This window comes from Lysinibacillus sp. DFXJR4 (assembly GCF_057196045.1).
This window is the reverse complement of the sequence record NZ_JBXUNW010000009.1, coordinates 60,721-79,045: the sequence shown is the minus strand read 5'-3', so window position 1 is coordinate 79,045 and position 18,325 is coordinate 60,721. Positions and strand designations below refer to the sequence as shown.

Genomic DNA, 18,325 nt, shown 5'->3' with positions numbered 1-18,325 from the left:
GGGGGGAAATTAGATTCAAGTGAAAAACTTTTTGTTGTTTATCTGTATAATCCTATTAATCATTACAGCTTGTAATAATAGCAAAGAAGCACCAGTTGAGGCAAAAGAGGAGCTGAAGGATAAGAACAAGCTTCAATTATCCATTTGGTTGCCTGAATGGCAAAAAAAATCAGCTTTTGAAGATGTGAAAAATTCACAGCAGGGCTTACAGGATATTCGCGTTTTTGGTGCCTACTTTAATAGTAAAGATCAATTATTATTAACTGAAGATGCAATAGAAATGTTGAAACAAACACAGCAGCAATTTAATGAAACACATCATGTGATGCTTACATTAATTAATGATTATGTTACAGATAATGCCCCATCTGTTCAGAAGGACAGCACGCTATTACATCGTCTGCTTCAAGATGCGTCAACTAGACAGAAACACATCGATAATATTATGCACATTGTCGAGCAGTACAATTTGAAGGGTATTGAAATTGATTATGAGAAGGTTGCAAAAGAGGACATTCCAGCGTATGTACTTTTCCTAGAGGAGCTCTATCAGCAGCTATTGAAAAAGGATGTTACCTTACATGTTGTTTTAGAGCCACGATTTCCATTCGATGTAAAGCTACCAGATGGACCGAAATATACGGTGATGGCCTATAATGTTTATGGCTATCATAGTGGTCCAGGCGCAAAGGCGACTTTTTCATTTTTAGATGATTTAATGAAAAAGATTGAAAAATCTAATCAGAATTTGGCAATTGCCTTTGCTACTGGCGGCTTTAAATGGGTCAATCAAGGGAAGACGGTTGCGATAACGGAGATTGAGGCAGAGGAATTATTGACTAAAACGCAAGCGGTAAAGCAGCGAGATCAAGCAAGTGGTGCAGCCTATTTTAGTTATTTAGATGATCAAAATATGAAGCATGAAGTCTGGTATGCTGATCAGGAAACACTTGAAAAATGGGTCTCCTATGTGCGTAAGAAAAACTACAATAATGTGGTTTTATGGCGTGCAGGAGGTTTAGGTTCAAAGACGTTAGAATGGATTGGTGAACAAACAGCAGAGGGACGGGTAGCAAATACGAAGCAATAAAAAAATCGCCAGCACTGGCGATTTTTTTATTGGAATTGAGATAGACGAGAAAAAAAGTTTGTGACAAAATCTAAAAATATTTTTTCTGATGGTGCTATCTCACGGTTAATAGGTGAAATAATGCCGACTGTTCTGGGAATCGTAGGTGATTGAATAGGTACCTTTACGGTAAAGCGAGCAGCTGAGTCGTATAGAGAGCTTTCAGGTAGTAAGCTAACCCCAATACCTGCTGCAACAAGTCCCTTTAATGCATCTAAATCCTCACCCTCTGAGATAACATTCGGCAGAAAACCAGCAGCACGACAGGCATCCATCGCTACCTTATGTAATATATAGCCATCTGGAAACAGCACAAATAAGTCATTACGTAATTCAGCCAATTGGATGCTTTCCTTCTTTGCTAATGGATGGTTGGCTGGCAGTAATGCAGCGATATTCTCCGTAAATAAAATTGTTGATTGAATGGATTCATCTTTCGGGGGAAGAGGACCTAAAAAGGCTAAGTTTAACTCCCGATTTTTGACAGCATCAATTAAAAAACGGTAGGAGCCCTGACGAAGCTGAAATTGTAAATCTGGATATTGTCGTTTAAAGGCTGAAATAACCGTTGGCAGGACATAGCTTGCCAAGCTTGTTGGAAAGCCAATTTTTATTGTACCTTTCGCGGGATCTAAATATTCTTCAACCTGTTTTGCTGCAAAATCTATTGCTTTTAAAGCGGTAATTGTATGCTCTAGAAATATCTTTCCAATTGGTGTTAATTTGACGTTTCGTCCCACACGTTCAAATAGGGGTGTCCCTAATTCATCTTCTAAATTGGCAATTTGACGGCTAATTGCAGATTGAGCAACATGAAGATACTCTGCAGCCTCTGAGATGTGCTCGCGCTCAGCAACCTCAACAAAATAACGTAATTGACGTAACTCCAATAAATTTCACCTCTATTAATCGAAAAATAAGATTGATTATACTCTAATTATATACTATTTAAGATGAAAAATGATTATAAATCAATAGAGGCTTAAAAAATAGAAGGATTTCCTCTGCCATTACAAAAATTGAGGTGATAGGAGAATTTTAGGTGGGCGGTTGCAGAAGGTTATAGAACCGATTGGTTTGATGGGATATCTGACATTTTGTTGAATATCTCTCTAGTTAATTGTTTCCCTTATTTGATTCCATTCTAAAGAAAAAGGTTATAGTATAGATAGTGTTGTTTATGCAAATTTGTCACAAAACCGCTACAATTAACGCTTTCTGCGGGGTTTTCACTATGTTGCTAGATGAAATTAATTCTCAATTAGAGTTAATTCATTGAAAATGAAGAAAGTCGATTCTCATTGTCAATAACGGTTAGCAATAATCTGAAAATGCTTACAAAATCCTTGTTTTTAAGGAATTTGACTGAGAAGAGTGAAAGAAATTGAAATGGTTTGCATAGAGAACGATTTTCAGTTAAGATTAGAATGATGATAATTAAGGAATGGTTCCCCCATTCACTGAACACACTATGGAGGTATTTTCATGTCAACTTTAGTTATTAAAGATCTTCACGTTGCAATCGACGGGAAAGAGATTTTAAAAGGTGTAAACCTTACAATCAATACAAATGAAATTCACGCAATCATGGGACCTAACGGAACTGGTAAATCGACACTCGCTTCTGCTATCATGGGGCATCCGAAATATGAAGTAACTTCAGGTACTGTTGAGCTTGATGGAGAAGATGTGCTTGAAATGGAAGTAGACGAGCGTGCTCAAGCTGGTTTATTCCTAGCTATGCAATACCCTTCTGAAATTGCAGGTGTAACAAATGCTGATTTCTTACGTTCAGCTATTAATGCCCGTCGTGAAGAAGGCGATGAAATTTCATTAATGAAATTTATTCGTGAATTAGATAAAAACATGGAATTCCTTGAAATGAACGAAGATATGGCTCAACGTTATTTAAATGAAGGTTTCTCTGGCGGTGAGAAAAAACGTAATGAAATTCTTCAATTAATGATGATTAAACCAACATTCGCAATTTTAGACGAAATTGACTCTGGTCTTGATATTGATGCGCTTAAAGTAGTATCGAAAGGTATCAATGCAATGCGTGGAGAAGGCTTTGGCTGCTTAATGATTACGCACTATCAACGTCTACTTAACTACATTACACCAGACCATGTACACGTAATGATGCAAGGACGTGTTGTGAAATCAGGTGGTGCAGAGCTTGCGCAACGTTTAGAAGCAGAAGGTTATGACTGGATTAAAAAAGAATTAGGTATCGAAGAAGAAACAGAAGAACAAGAAGCATAAGAGGGAGGACGAACTAGCATGACAGTGGAACTTAACTTGCCTGTAACAGTACAGGACGTGCGCTCGTTCTCAGAAGCAAATGGAGAACCAACTTGGTTTACAGAGCTTCGTACGGCAGCACTAGACAAAGTAACTGGTTTAGATTTGCCAAAACCAGATAGAACGAATATTACAAAATGGGATTTTGTGAATTTTCCAGCTCATTCAGTTGCTAGTAATGAATTTACTACACTTGATGCACTACCAGAAGAAGCGAGAGGCTTAATTGATCTCGAAGCTCAGGAAAATCTTTATATTCAACGTAATAATACACCAGCATATATTAAAACATCACAAGAATTATCTGATAAAGGTGTTATTTTTACGGATATGTTAACAGCTGTTCGTGAGCATGGCGAACTTGTTCAAAAATATTTCATGACAGAAGCAGTTAAAGTGGATGAACATAAATTAACAGCGCTTCATGCAGCACTTGTAAATGGTGGAGTGTTTGTCTATGTACCAAAAAACGTAATCATCGAACAACCACTTCAAGTTGTATTTTTAAATGATAATGCAGAAGCTTCACTATACAACCACGTTTTAGTAGTAGCGGAAGCAAATTCAGCTGTAACATATGTTGAAACTTATATTTCAACTATTGAAGAAGCAAAAGGTCAAGCGAATATTATTGCAGAAGTAGTAGTCCAAGATAATGCACAAGTTACATACGGTGCAGTAGATGTACTTGCAAAGGGCTATACTACGTATGTAAACCGCCGTGCTCGTTTAGCACGCGATGCAAAAGTGGATTGGGCTCTTGGTTTAATGAATGATTCAGATACAATCTCTGAAAACATTACACATTTAGTTGGTGACGGTTCTCATGCTGATACAAAAACAGTAGTTGTTGGTCGTGGAGAACAAAAACTTAACTTCACTACTGAGGTTCGTCACTGGGGTAAAAACTCTAACGGGCATATCTTAAAGCATGGTGTTATGAAGGACGCAGCTCAATCAGTCTTTAACGGTATTGGTTATATTGAGCATGGTGCAACAAAAGCAGATGCACAGCAAGAATCACGTGTTTTAATGCTGTCAGAAAAGGCTCGTGGGGATGCAAATCCTATTTTATTAATTGATGAAGATGATGTAACAGCAGGACACGCAGCATCTGTTGGTCGAGTAGATCCATTACAACTTTATTATTTAATGAGTCGTGGTATCTCGAAAGCGGAAGCAGAGCGCCTTGTTATCCATGGATTCCTTGCGCCAGTTGTTAAGCAATTACCTATTGAAGGCGTTCAAAAGCAACTGACGGAGGTTATTGAAAGGAAAGTTCGCTAATGATGAATAAAGACATTAAAAGCTATTTCCCAATTTTAGATCAGGAAGTTAATGGTCATAAGCTGGTTTACCTTGATAGTGCAGCAACTTCTCAAAAACCAATTCAAGTAATTGAAGCGATGAAGAATTATTATGAATTCGATAATTCCAATGTTCACCGTGGTGTGCATACATTAGGAAATCGTGCTACTGACAAATATGAAGGCGCACGTGAGAAGGTTCGTAAGTTTATCAATGCTCAATCCACACAAGAAATTATTTTCATGCGTGGAACAACAACGGCTTTAAATACAGTAGCAGCAAGCTATGGCCGTGCCAACGTTGGTGAGGGTGATGAAATTGTTATTACCCATATGGAACATCATTCAAATATTATTCCTTGGCAACGACTAGCTAAAGAGAAAAAAGCAATTTTGAAATACATTGAGCTTGAAGCAGATGGCACACTAAGCTTAGACAAAGTACGTGCAACGATTACACCTAAAACAAAAATTGTTTCAGTTTCAATGGCATCAAACGTGCTCGGTACGATTAATCCAATTAAAGAAATTGCTCAAATTGCACATGCTAATGGTGCAGTTATGGTAGCCGATGGTGCACAAGCAGCTCCACATATGAAGATCGATGTGCAAAATTTGGATGTAGATTTCTTAGGTTTTTCGGGGCATAAAATGTGCGGACCAACTGGAATAGGTGTACTATATGGTAAAAAGGAACACCTAGAAAAGATGGAGCCAATTGAATTTGGTGGCGAAATGATCGACTTTGTTGGACTTTATGAGTCAACGTGGAAGGAATTACCGTGGAAATTTGAAGGTGGAACGCCTATTATTGCAGGTGCAATAGGGTTAGGTGCAGCTATTGATTTCTTAACTGAGATCGGGCTTGATACAATTGCAGAGCATGAGCATAAGCTTGTAGGCTACGCCATGGATCAGCTTGAAACAATTGACGGACTTAAAATTTTCGGCCCACGTGATCCAATGAAGCGATGTGGACTAGTGACATTTAACTTAGACGATGTACATCCACATGATGTGGCAACGGTGCTTGATATGAATGGTATTGCTGTTCGTGCAGGTCATCATTGTGCACAGCCACTAATGAAATGTCTTCAGCAAGTAGCGACAGCGCGAGCAAGCTTTTATCTGTACAATACAGAGGAGGATATTGACCGCTTAGTTGCAGGGTTACGTTCTGCGAAGGAGTATTTTGGCGATGTCTTTTAATAATTTAGATCAATTATATCGTTCAGTCATAATGGATCATTATAAAAATCCTCGTAATAAAGGATCGATAGAGAATGATGCTGTAACAATTGATATGAACAATCCGACTTGTGGCGACCGTATTCACTTAACATTAAAGGTGACTGATGGTATTGTGGAGGATGCGAAATTTGATGGTGAGGGCTGTTCCATTTCGATGTCTTCTGCGTCTATGATGACACAGCTCATTAAAGGGAAAAAGGTAGAGGAAGCATTAGAGCTTGCCGAAATTTTCTCGAAGATGATGATGGGTGAAGAATATAGTGACAAATATGACCTAGAGGATGTTGAGGCACTACAAGGTGTAGCTCAATTCCCGGCACGTATCAAATGTGCGACATTGGCTTGGAAAGCAATGGAAAAAGGCGTAAAGCAATAAATAGTTTCTTTCAGTTGAGCGAAGGCACTACATGTGTCTTCACTCACCTAGAAAGGTTATAACGACTAGATACAATAGCATGAACGGAGGAGAAACGATGGCTAAAAAAATGCCTGATATCGGCGATTACAAATACGGTTTCCATGATAAGGACGTATCAATTTTCCGTTCAAAACGTGGTTTAACTGAAGAAATCGTCCGTGAAATTTCTAATATGAAAGAAGAGCCAGAATGGATGCTTGAATACCGCTTAAAAGCTCTGGAAACTTTCTATACAAAACCAATGCCACAATGGGGTGGCGATCTAGGTGACTTAGATTTTGATGAAATTACGTATTATGTAAAACCATCAGAGGCTACACAACGTTCATGGGATGAAGTACCTGATGAAATCAAAGCTACTTTTGATAAATTAGGGATTCCAGAGGCGGAACAAAAATATCTTGCAGGTGTATCTGCGCAGTATGAGTCTGAGGTCGTTTACCACAACATGAAAAAAGACCTTGAAGATCTTGGTATTGTGTTTAAAGATACAGACTCTGCTTTACGCGAAAACGAAGATATTTTCAAACAATACTGGGGTAAAGTAATTCCTTATACAGACAACAAATTCGCTGCACTAAACTCAGCTGTTTGGTCAGGTGGATCATTTATCTATGTACCACCAGGTGTGAAGGTTGAAACACCTTTACAAGCTTATTTCCGTATTAACTCTGAAAATATGGGTCAATTCGAACGTACATTAATTATTGTGGACGAAGGTGCACACGTACACTACGTAGAAGGATGTACAGCTCCTGTTTATACAACAAACTCTCTACACTCAGCAGTTGTAGAAATTATTGTACGCAAAGATGCTTATTGCCGTTATACAACAATTCAAAACTGGGCGAACAACGTATACAATCTTGTAACGAAACGTACAGTTGTTGAAGAAAACGGTACAATGGAATGGATTGATGGAAACATTGGTTCTAAATTAACAATGAAATACCCAGCATGTATCCTAAAAGGTGAAGGTGCTCGTGGTATGACATTATCCATCGCATTAGCAGGTAAAGGACAACACCAACATGCAGGTGCGAAAATGATTCATATGGCACCAAACACATCTTCAACAATCGTCTCTAAATCAATTGCTAAACAAGGTGGGAAAGTAACGTATATGGGACAAGTTCGTTTCGGTCCTAAAGCAAGCGGTGCACGTGCAAACATCGAATGTGATACGTTAATTATGGATAACCAATCAACTTCAGATACAATTCCATACAATGAAATCTTAAATGATAATGTTTCATTAGAGCATGAAGCAAAAGTTTCAAAAGTATCAGAGGAACAATTATTCTATTTAATGTCTCGCGGAATCTCTGAAGAAGAAGCAACAGAAATGATTGTAATGGGCTTCATCGAGCCATTCACAAAAGAACTTCCAATGGAATACGCAGTAGAAATGAACCGTCTTATCAAGTTCGAGATGGAGGGCAGTATCGGGTAATACCCCTGAAATGCCTAATATATAAGGGTTTTAGTTAAACAATGAAAATTGGCCGTACCGAAAACGTGCCGATTCAGATGTTATCAGTGTAGGAGGCGAACTTTTTTAGTTCGTCTCCTTCTATTTTTTCACTTATCTCTAAATAAGTATTCGTAGTACTTTTAATTGTAATCGATTTGAAATTTAATTTAATACTTGCGCCGGATTCTTTAAGCAAAACAGCGTGTGTATGTCTGAAACAGTGAGCTCCTATATAATCCACGCCAGCTGTCTTGCAATACTTCTCAATACTTTCTTCGTACTGTTGATGGCATTAAATAATTTCCAAGAGAGTTTTGAAAAATCATATATGTTTTTTAAGTTTGTTAATGTTAATTTATTATTGTTATTACGTCACCCTTCTCTTTCAACATTTTTTTATTATCTCCGTATCTGACCAGCGTAAAGCCAAAGCCTCATTAATTCGTATTCCTGCCTCGCTAATAAATACAAAAGCATATAGTACAGCTGATAGTTTTATATCTTTAATGCTTGTACGTTTTTATATAATCAAGTATTTAGTTGACAGCCAATACATGAGGGAGTATTATTTTATTATGAATTAAAAAATGAATTAATTCATAATAAAATAAGGAGGTGTAATGGGTGGCAAAAGGACCGAAAGGCTTTTCTGATGAAGAAAAGATTGAGCTAAGAGCAAAGCTTTGTACTGAATGTGAGCGGAGTTGGGCATTACATGGATACAAGAAAACAAGTATTGGTGAATTAACTGCAAAAATAGGAATATCAACAGGATCATTTTATTTATTGTATTCGGCTAAAGAGGATTTGTTTTGTGACACCTTAGAGCGTGTGCATAATAGGTTGAAAAGCAATTTGCAAGAAATTATTAATAGTGAAAAGGGCAAAGCTGGTTTTATTAGTGCCATGAAATGGCATTTTAAAGAATTTGATAAATCACCATTTTTATATGATCTGGGAACTCCAGATTTCTTAGCCTTTTTAAACAAAATACCTAAAGACCGTATCGAAAAACTACATTTTGATAGCGTTAATTTTTTCTACGAGACCATTGATCTTGCAGGGCTCAGACTGAAAGTTGAAAAAGAAAAAGCATATGCTGTAATAAGTTCGATGCTATTTATAGTGACAATGAAAGATAAAATTGCTTATGACCATCTTGAAGTATTTGAATTTCTATTAAATAGTACGATAGATACAATTTTTGAATAAAGAGAGAAAAAATCAATGGAGGTAAAATGAAGGTAGTTAGGGATTTTTTGAAGTATTTCTGTTTTTAAAAAATTAGGTACCACTATTCATAATTTTTAATATTGCTGTCAGCATAATTTTGCTTGTGATTGGAGTTGTCTTACATAAAAATGTGGATAAGACAAGAAAGCAAGAATTTGTGGACAAATTTATATCGGAATTTCTATTCTGTTTTTTAGAAGCTATATCTATCTGGGGTGTTCTTATTTCCTATTTTAGGAGCATTCCTGTTAGAAGGATTTTCGGGAGCTTAAAAAGAAAAAGTCCTCTTGTATGATGTATGAGTGTCAACGCCTAAATTGATTCACCATCACACAGGAGAACTCCATTTATGAATTCTAATACGAACCAAAAAATTAATCAAGTCACTGAAGCGTACATAGTACACATGCGCGTCTGGCAGTCAAGATATACAAACAAAGAGATAAAACTTGTGTTTCTAAAAATATATTAAGATTACGTAATGGAAATAAGGAGACTTATAATGAAAAAAACAAATAGGCTGGTTGCTTTTGTAACCACCGTAATTACAATTTTCAGTTGCTTTTTCTACTTTCCCATGTCAACATTTGCAAGTGCTGAAGTAACTCCATCAGGTGTGGATATTTCAAAAATCGAAACAATAGTTGATGATATTATGGAAGGTAAAATAGGGGTTACCGTACCGGGTGCGGCAGTTTCTATAGTTAAAGACGGAAAGCTAATTTTCAGCAAAGGGTATGGGGTAGCAAACATAAAGGAGGATATTCCTGTCGATCCCGCATCTACTATATTTGAAATTGGATCGGTCAGCAAAATTTTTACATGGACAGCAGTAATGCAACTAGTTGAAGAAGGAATGATTGATCTGCATACAGATATACGAGAATATATCGGGTATGAGCGCCTTAATTTGGTTTATGATAAACCCATTACAATATTAGATTTAATGAACCATACCGCAGGATTTGAAGAAAATGCAAGCGAAATGCTTACTTTTGATAAAGAAAAAATCATTCCTCTTGAAAAATGGGTAAGTGCAAAACATCAGCCCAAGCAAATATATGAACCGGGAACGGTTATCGCATATTCTAACTTCGGTACAGACATTGCAGGATATATAGTGGAAGTGAAGTCTGGGGAACGCTTTGAAGAATATGTAAAAAAGCATATCTTTGATCCTTTGCATATGCAAAGAAGTACTGCCTATGCAAATTATTATCACCTACCTGGGTTTGCAGAAAATAAAAGCAAGGGTTATGGCAGTGTGTCAGAAGGATTCGAGTTGCTACCAGAAAACTTTTTAAATGAGGCACCTGCTGGAGCGGTTACTTCAACCGCAGAAGACATGGCAAAGTTTATGATCGCCCACATGGATTATGAGGGTGCTTTAGATGACTCATTATTTAATTCACCTCAAACGCTTAAAGAAATGCATACCGATTCCCTTTCTGTTACTGCCGGTATGCCTTCTAATGCCCATGGGTTTTGGATGCGTCAGGAAAACGGAGTTCGTTTACTAGAACACGGAGGAAATACAACCAATTTTTCCGCATTTTTAAGTCTCGTCCCAGAAGAGAATTTCGGTGTTAGTGTGCTTACCAACGTAGCGGGAGAATCGGGTGGTGTGCGAACTGAAATTGTAGATAAGCTTTCTGCCCAGTTTTCTCATCAAGCAACGGTTACTGTGCCAAATTTCCATACCCAAAATCTTAGTGGAACTTATTATTCGGGCCGAATGATTCATAGCAACTTCCTGTCAAGTTTATATTTGGTTTCTGGTGATAGTATTGTTGTAAAAGATATGGGGAACGGGGAAATTGAAGTACGACCTTCCATCGATCCAAATCGAGAAACACTTCACTTTGCAGAGGTCGCCCCCTTGGTTTTTGAACGAATGGATTCCAATCCATCTATATTGGAACGAAGCGGAGGCTCTCTTGCTTTTTTATCCTTTGAGTTAGATGAAAACGGTCAGGTTGATAAAGTTCGCACAGGAAATATTCGAGACTATTTAAAAATGCCGCTAAACAAAAACATCCAGATCAATCAGATTGCTTTTGTTTTTTGTACAATAATTTTTATTACAGGCTCCATTGCTGCGCTCATATCTGTCATTTTATTGAGAAAACGTAAAAAGCAGGGAATCTCTCTTTATACACCGGCATATATACAGACAAATCTATTACCAGTTATCGGTCTATTAAGTTTGATCAACATGATAGTGACTATATTGAGATTTATGTCGGCTATGACCTCTCCAATTGGAGATTTTAGGATACACCTAATAATCAATGCAGTTCTTTCTATTGGCATGATAATTGCAACTATCCCTATTTTAAGATCATTTAGGAATAAGGAAGTTAGCAAAAGAAGGAAAATATGGAATGCTATATTGGTAGCAACTATTTGTATGTTCATTTTATTGATGATTCAGTACCGCTTTCTGTTGTTTTGGACTATATAAATCGTCATCAAATTTGCTACTGCATAAGAATCTACCATACTCCATTCTGGTTAATGTTTAAATAGATTTTATTAAAAACAGGCAAAGTTATTTATCTTGCCTGTTTTTTTATATCCCTATCGAATTTCGCCTTTGGATTATCCTATTATAGCCATTCTTTCAAGTAGTGTTGACTCAACGACAGAAGGTACCAATGACAGTTTACAGACTTTAAAATACGACAAATCAAAGGATGATGTGAAATGAGTGCGAGCGAACTACTACATGCCAAGATTTAGCTGAGTTATTAACAGCTTCACAGACTGCTTGCCGTATATGTTATTCCAGGAGTGTTACAAGGCGGACTTTAAAAATATCTTCATCACTGAAACATATCGCTCATAAGGATGAAAAAATATACATTTACTATTCAGCAACGTAAAAGTAAATACTATTGTTCAGTTTTTGTTGAGAATGATGTAGTAATCTATCAATGTCATTGTAAACAAACAAATGAATACGCATTAACCAATGACGAAGCCCAGTTCACAATAAATTTTGAGCCTGGGCTTTTTATACTAAAATAAAAAACTGAAAACCTTGTTTATCTTCTGATTAAAAATATATCACTTAATGGTAAATTAATTTTGATAAAGAACGCTTACTTTATTTTCTAAATGCTACTTTAAAATAAAGTTTGTTCATATTACCAATATCTAAGGTATCTCAATGTGGGATACCTCTTTTTTATCTTGTAAATGAGAGAATTGTTTAGATGGAAGTCCATTGAGGAAAGTTGTTCAGATTTTGTCTAGGTCGATTTACTATAGTTAAGCATGGGGGAATCTGTTGAAAAAGAATGGCGTTAACAGGAGGGAGGAGTTTGAAGGGTTATATAATCTATAAAAATTTTAAAAGTTTTATTGTAAGAAAGAGTACCCTCGATTTTTCAATGCGAGGAGGCTTAGGAATGATTGGGAGGATGAGGAAGCATGTTTACACCAAATAATAAGCTTTTTTGGAAAAAACAGCTGATAATGTTACTAGTAATCGTTTTTGTAGTAGGTAGTTTACCAGCTACGTTTATGCCACAGATAGCGAAGGCTGCTGATGAAGAAAATGTCTTCTACGTATCATCTAGTGGTAGTGACGCTGATATGGGGACTAAGGATAGTCCATTCGCAACAATAGGCAAGGCAATAGAATCGGTGCCAGCAAATGGTACAGGAACAGTCATTCTTCTTGGTGATATTACCTTGAATGCGACACTATTAACTAACGCTTCAGGAAAAAGCGTAACGTTAATATCCGATGAAGGAAAAAAATTCAAAATTGCCCGTGGTACAGGATTTAGTGGTACTTTGATCAATATCAATGGCGGGAATGTGACCCTTAAAAATCTAATTATTGATGGTCAATATATAGAAGCTACAAACATTGGGATAAGCGTAAACTCGAATGCAGTTTCGGTTCTTGAAGATATTGAGATCAGCAACCATATTAATGCGGGCGGCGGTGGTGTAGCCGTATTGAATGCCAGTGGCGCAAAAATATTCGTTAAAGGAAATACACTGATTCATAATAATGAAGTTAAGGGGAGGGCTGAAGATAATCCGCCTTCGATACTTGGAGCAGGCTCGGGAGGCGTAGTTACTATTGAAAGCGGCGTAATTACTGAAAACTCTATTACTGAAAGGTCAGGCGTCAAAAGTAATGGTGTAATTGTTGGAATTGGCTTATCCGGTAAACCTCGCTTTGTGATGACAGGAGGAAAAATAACAGGAAATATTTTGCATGGGGATGGCTTGAACACAGCTGTTACAACAGATAATGATCCTGTCGGTACTACAACAGTAGGTAACGTAGCCGTTTATATGCGCGGTACCGCTGCTCAAGCGGAATTTCAATTTGGCAGAAAAGCCTTCGTTTACGATAATTTCAATACAGCAGGAGAGCAGCGAAATGTCTTTTTGAAGAATAAGGCTGCTCGGGATAACGCCTATTTAACTTTGATTCAGGCTATGGAAGACGGAGCTAGGGTTGGCGTTTTTGCAAGAACTATGCCAGATAAAAGTGATAATCCGATCGTTGATATCGCGATAGGTGGAAGTGGCTACACAGCGGAAGAAAAAGATGCGGAATACTTTGTCACTGACATTAATACACAAGCCGCAGTTTCCTACGAAGCGTCAACTAAAAAAATCGTTCTAGACTATCGTGATCCTGTAGATCTTGAAGTTTCAGAGCCTGGGGATGGTCAGACTATTGGTATCCAACCAACTATTAGTGGGACTGGTACCCCCGATGCAAAGGTAACAATTGAACTTGTTAACAAATCAAATCCATCTGAAATTATTAAAGAGGAAGTTACGGTTAAGGCAGACGGAACTTGGGAGTTTAAGCCTTCAACGAATTTGACACCAGGGAACTATACACTTAAAGTTACTGCAACCAAAGAAGGAGCTTCTGCAGGACCAATAACTAAAAATTTAAAACTTGTTGAACTTTCTGGAGTGAAATTACCTGGTGGTGGAAACGTTCAACCAGCATTATGGTTGAAGGCGAATGATGGCGCTAGCAAAGATGGCAGTAATCAGTTAACAAATTGGACTGATAAAGCAGGGGAAAATACATTTACATTAGATATTCCAGCTGGACACGAAGCGAAAACACCAAAATATAATGAAGATGGCGTAAATTTTAACCCAAGTATAAAGTTTGATAACCTAAACTCAACAAATCATTATAACCAATCTGCTAAATTAATTGGAGATAAAAAAATTACTTTCCAATCGGGATTTGCAGTTTATAAATGGCCTTCATCAGGGAATGCTGGTGCACTTGTTGGTTCTGTTGAAACAATTAATTATGGAGCTCAAGTATTAGGTGGAGAATCAGGTGCTTTTGCAGTAGGAACTGGTGCAAACTCAGTGTGGCGCTCTTTTGGAGCTCCTGATAGATCAAGATATCAAATTGTAAATTACGAAATTAATGATACAGGAACGAACCCATTAGCAAGAGTAGATGGGCAACAAACTAGTATCAATAGACCTAATAACTTTACTAGATTTTCATTTACGCCTGTTATAGGAGCTACCGAGGGTACTAGTGGTAGCAATTGGTTGGGTCTTCGAGCTGATGTAGCTGAGATTATTTTGTATGATAGTGAAACAAATGTAGATGCTGCAAAGATTGAGACATATCTAGCTGTGAAGTATGGTATCACTTTAGGTAATGGTGACGAAGAGTATGTAGCAACAAATGGAGAACCAGTTTGGTCACCTGATCTTAAATATAAACATAATATTGCAGGAATTGCGCATGATTCGAAGGAAGATCTTCTTCAAAAACAAAGTAGAAGTATCAATTTAGGCACTCAAGTAGTAATTGGCATTGGTACACTTGCCGATACAAATGAAGCTAATAACGGAATGCTAACAGATAAACAATATTTAATCTGGGGCGATAACGGCTCCGAATTGAAATTTACGAAGCAGATTGGCAATACGGACAAAAATCATGCTGAACGTATTTGGAAAGTACAAAATACTGGTAGCGTTGGTGAAGTAAATATTGCGATTCCAAAAGCTTCCATGCCAACTGGTACAACATTATTAGTAGGAGAAAGTGAGACAGATTTCACTAATGCTACATCTCATCCAATGACAGAGGTGACAATTGGAGGCACAGATTACTATGTAACAAAAGCGACTTTAGCTAATGGTCAGTATTTCACTTTTGCGGCGGATGTACCTTTCCCACAAAGCGTGAAAATGGAAAAAGTATCTGCGAATCAAAATCAAATTGTTGTGACATTTGATCAAGACATTAAATTATCAGCACCCGAAGCAACAGGGTTTACAGTGACAATAGGTACTGAAACAATAACACTTACAAATACAGATATTAAAGTAGATCCTGTAAATCCAAAACAACTACTGATTACTTTACCAGCAGGGACAGATACGACTGGTAAATCCGTAAAGGTGGCGTATGATGGACAAGGTAATTTAACAGGCACAAATAATGTTCCAGTAAATGTCTTTGAAAAAGAATTAACAATTGTTGATAAAACAGTCCTTAGTAATAAAATCATGGAAGTAGAGGGCTTAACAGAAAAAGACTATACACCAGATAGCTGGACAGCATTACAAAACGAATTAACAAAGGCAAAAGCTATATTTGATAACCCAAATGCCACACAAACAGAGGTAAATGAGGCATTAACAAATTTAACAAAAGCAAAAGATAATTTAGTACTTGTAAAGCCAAAACCAGAAACAGCTGTACTTGAACAAACTACAGGTGCCAATAAAGTCACAGTAACGTTTGATAAAAATATTCAAGTAACAGGTTTAGCAGGCTTTGTGATAACAGTGGATGGCACTGAAGTAACGCCTACTGGTTTTGAAGTGGTGGGGGATAAGTTAGTGTTAACCTTCCCGAATAATCCAGACGTCACAGATAAAGCTGTAAAAGTGAAATACGATGGCACAGGGAACTTACAAGGAACAAATGGTGCAGCAATCGAACAATTTGAATTGCCTGTAGAAGATCCATATAGTTCTGCATTCCAAATTACGAAGCCAGACGCAGTGACGGCTAATCCGCAGCCAACAATTGGTGGGAAGGTGGATGTAACGACAACGCCATCTACAGTAACAATTATCTTGAAAAATGACAAGGATGAGCCTCTGTTGGTAGATGTGGCGGCAACAGTCGACCCAACGACAGGTGAATGGACATTTACACCACCAACAGATTTACCAGATGGCACATACACAATTATCGCAACAGCAACAAATGGTCAACAAACAGTTACAAAGAAACATACATTTACAGTAGCAACAACACCAATAGTAAACAAAGTGCCACTTCAGCAAAAAGTAGAAGAAGGTAAAAATTTAGTTGCAGGTGAGTATACACCGGCAAGCTGGTCGAACTATCAAACAGCTTTAAATAAAGCAAAAGAAATCCTAGCCAACCCAAATGCAACACAGGAAGAAGTAGACAAAGCATTAGCAGCATTAACAGGAGCACAAAATGCACTTGTAAAAATAGGAAAAGGGTTAGGCACATTAAACCCATCTACAGGTACGTTAAGCCCAAGCTTCCAAACAGGGGTAACAGATTACACAATGACAGTTGGCTATCCAACATCCATCATTGATTTTACGGCGATTCCAGTAGAGGCTGGCGCGACAGTCACAACAACGGTTAATGGACAGCCAGGTGCTATTGGACAAATTCCACTACAAGTAGGGGAAAATATCATTGTTATTTCAGTAAAAGATGCAAATGGCAATGTAAGGCAATATACGATTAAAGTATATCGCGAAGCCTACACAGGTGGTGGTTCATGGACACCAAACCCAACTTCACCAGTTACGCCACCACCAGGCGACACAAAAACAAAAATCCGAGTGGAGCTTGAAATCGATGGCGAGAAACCATTGGAAAAAACAACGGTAGAAATTGAACGTACAAAACACGCGAATGGGGATATCACGGACTTCGTGGCTCTTACAGAGGCGAATGCCAAAGAAGCTGTGGCAAAGGCAAAGGAAATCGGCAACAATATTGCCCGTATCGTATTGCCAGATGTCAATGATGAAGTGAAGGAAGCGAAGGTCGAAATTCCAAAAGAATCCTTGAAATTATTACGCGATAACGGTTTATCGTTAGAAATTTCAACGGAAAATGGACATATTGCGATTCCAGTAAGTTCAATGGAAGGCATTGACAGTAACTTCTACTTCCGTTTAGTACCCGTGAAAAAGGAAAGTGAACGTCAAGCGATTGAAGAGCGTGCCCGTGCAGAGCGCGTAGTGCGTGAGACACTGCAAAGCAATGATGTGCATGTAGTGGCACGTCCAATGACAATCGAAACAAATATGCCAAGTCGTCCTGTACAGGTGACATTGCCGTTAAAAGGCATGAAAATCCCTACAGATGCAAAAGAGCGTGAGGCATTCCTGAAGCAATTAGCGGTATTTATTGAACATTCTGATGGGGAGAAGAAAGTGGTTATCCCTGAGGTGGTAACAATGGCGAAGGGTGAGCTAGGCTTACGCTTCACAGTGGAGAAGTTTAGTACATTTACAATTATTCAGTTCAATAAGAAGGAAGAAACAAAACCACCTCTAGAAGTAAAAGAGCATGAAGCGTACATTAAGGGCTTCCCAGATGGCACATTTGGTCCAGAGAAAAACGTAACACGTGCTCAAGTGGCAACAATGATTGCGCGTATTTTAGGCTATACAGATGGACCAGTCAACATGGCACCGTTCAAGGATATTCCAAGTGATTATTACGCAGCAGGTGCCATTGCCTTTGTCAAAGAGCGTGGCATTATGAATGGCGATGTCAATGGTAACTTCCGTGCAAGTGAAAACATTACACGTGCACAAATGGCAACGGTAGTGGCGAACTTTAAGCAACTCTCTATCGAAGAGAATGTAGCGATTACATTCAACGATACAAAAGGTCATTGGGCACAATGGATAATCGAAGCAAATCGTGCGGCAGGCATCATCAATGGCCGTCAGGATGGTAGCTTCGCGCCAGATGAGCATTTAACACGTGCTCAAGCGGTGATCATGATGAACCGTATGTTTGAGCGTGGTCCACTACATGGCGTGACAGCACCAAGCTTCCCAGATGTGAAAGCAACACACTGGGCATTCAAAGAAATTGAGGAAGCAGCAAAATCACATTCGTTCGTAATCGACGAAGATGGAAATGAGCAGCTTTCAAAATAAGATAT

General features: G+C 38.0%; 10 protein-coding genes. 9 read left to right on the top strand and 1 reads right to left on the bottom strand.

The window, feature by feature from the left end; genetic code table 11:
- The first annotated feature begins 19 nt into the window (after positions 1 to 19).
- Positions 20 to 1,090, top strand: a complete 1,071-nt coding sequence (locus tag AC2CGN_RS17095; RefSeq protein WP_484515117.1) for a glycosyl hydrolase family 18 protein — start codon at positions 20 to 22, stop codon at positions 1,088 to 1,090.
- Between the two features lie 26 nt (positions 1,091 to 1,116).
- Here the strand turns inward: AC2CGN_RS17095 and gltC are convergent, their stop codons facing one another.
- The gene (gene gltC / locus AC2CGN_RS17090; RefSeq protein WP_283869371.1) at positions 1,117 to 2,019 is read right to left on the bottom strand and encodes a glutamate biosynthesis transcriptional regulator GltC; all 903 of its coding nucleotides are present in this window, start codon (positions 2,017 to 2,019) and stop codon (positions 1,117 to 1,119) included.
- A 595-nt stretch (positions 2,020 to 2,614) separates the two neighbouring features.
- Here gltC and sufC point away from each other — a divergent pair.
- The 8 genes from sufC to AC2CGN_RS17050 all read left to right on the top strand — a co-directional run bounded on the left by sufC (position 2,615) and on the right by AC2CGN_RS17050 (position 18,320).
- Positions 2,615 to 3,394, top strand: a complete 780-nt coding sequence (gene sufC / locus AC2CGN_RS17085; RefSeq protein ID WP_016994918.1) for a Fe-S cluster assembly ATPase SufC — start codon at positions 2,615 to 2,617, stop codon at positions 3,392 to 3,394.
- Between the two features lie 18 nt (positions 3,395 to 3,412).
- The gene (sufD, locus tag AC2CGN_RS17080; protein ID WP_484515115.1) at positions 3,413 to 4,720 is read left to right on the top strand and encodes a Fe-S cluster assembly protein SufD; all 1,308 of its coding nucleotides are present in this window, start codon (positions 3,413 to 3,415) and stop codon (positions 4,718 to 4,720) included.
- Positions 4,720 to 5,949: a cysteine desulfurase gene (locus AC2CGN_RS17075; protein WP_484515113.1), complete on the top strand. Its 1,230-nt coding sequence runs from the start codon at positions 4,720 to 4,722 to the stop codon at positions 5,947 to 5,949. The genes sufD and AC2CGN_RS17075 overlap by 1 nt, the downstream gene beginning before the upstream one ends.
- Entirely contained in the window at positions 5,939 to 6,367 is a 429-nt protein-coding gene (gene sufU / locus AC2CGN_RS17070) for a Fe-S cluster assembly sulfur transfer protein SufU (protein ID WP_054770496.1), read from the top strand. Before AC2CGN_RS17075 ends, sufU begins: the two co-directional genes overlap by 11 nt.
- A gap of 97 nt (positions 6,368 to 6,464) precedes the next feature.
- Entirely contained in the window at positions 6,465 to 7,862 is a 1,398-nt protein-coding gene (gene sufB / locus AC2CGN_RS17065) for a Fe-S cluster assembly protein SufB (protein WP_283869368.1), read from the top strand.
- Between the two features lie 645 nt (positions 7,863 to 8,507).
- Positions 8,508 to 9,095, top strand: a complete 588-nt coding sequence (locus AC2CGN_RS17060) for a TetR/AcrR family transcriptional regulator (RefSeq protein WP_484515111.1) — start codon at positions 8,508 to 8,510, stop codon at positions 9,093 to 9,095.
- A gap of 523 nt (positions 9,096 to 9,618) precedes the next feature.
- Complete coding sequence (locus AC2CGN_RS17055; RefSeq protein ID WP_484515109.1) at positions 9,619 to 11,580, top strand: serine hydrolase domain-containing protein; 1,962 nt, start codon at positions 9,619 to 9,621, stop codon at positions 11,578 to 11,580.
- Positions 11,581 to 12,551: 971 nt separating this feature from the next.
- Positions 12,552 to 18,320: a DUF8202 domain-containing protein gene (locus AC2CGN_RS17050; protein WP_484515107.1), complete on the top strand. Its 5,769-nt coding sequence runs from the start codon at positions 12,552 to 12,554 to the stop codon at positions 18,318 to 18,320.
- The last annotated feature ends 5 nt before the right edge of the window (positions 18,321 to 18,325 follow it).

Coding starts and splice junctions, on each gene's coding strand:
- sufC (WP_016994918.1), top strand. CDS start 2,615: ATGTCAACTTTAGTTATTAAAGATCTTCACGTTGCAATCGACGGGAAA.
- sufD (WP_484515115.1), top strand. CDS start 3,413: ATGACAGTGGAACTTAACTTGCCTGTAACAGTACAGGACGTGCGCTCG.
- AC2CGN_RS17075 (WP_484515113.1), top strand. CDS start 4,720: ATGATGAATAAAGACATTAAAAGCTATTTCCCAATTTTAGATCAGGAA.
- sufU (WP_054770496.1), top strand. CDS start 5,939: ATGTCTTTTAATAATTTAGATCAATTATATCGTTCAGTCATAATGGAT.
- sufB (WP_283869368.1), top strand. CDS start 6,465: ATGGCTAAAAAAATGCCTGATATCGGCGATTACAAATACGGTTTCCAT.
- AC2CGN_RS17055 (WP_484515109.1), top strand. CDS start 9,619: ATGAAAAAAACAAATAGGCTGGTTGCTTTTGTAACCACCGTAATTACA.
- AC2CGN_RS17050 (WP_484515107.1), top strand. CDS start 12,552: ATGTTTACACCAAATAATAAGCTTTTTTGGAAAAAACAGCTGATAATG.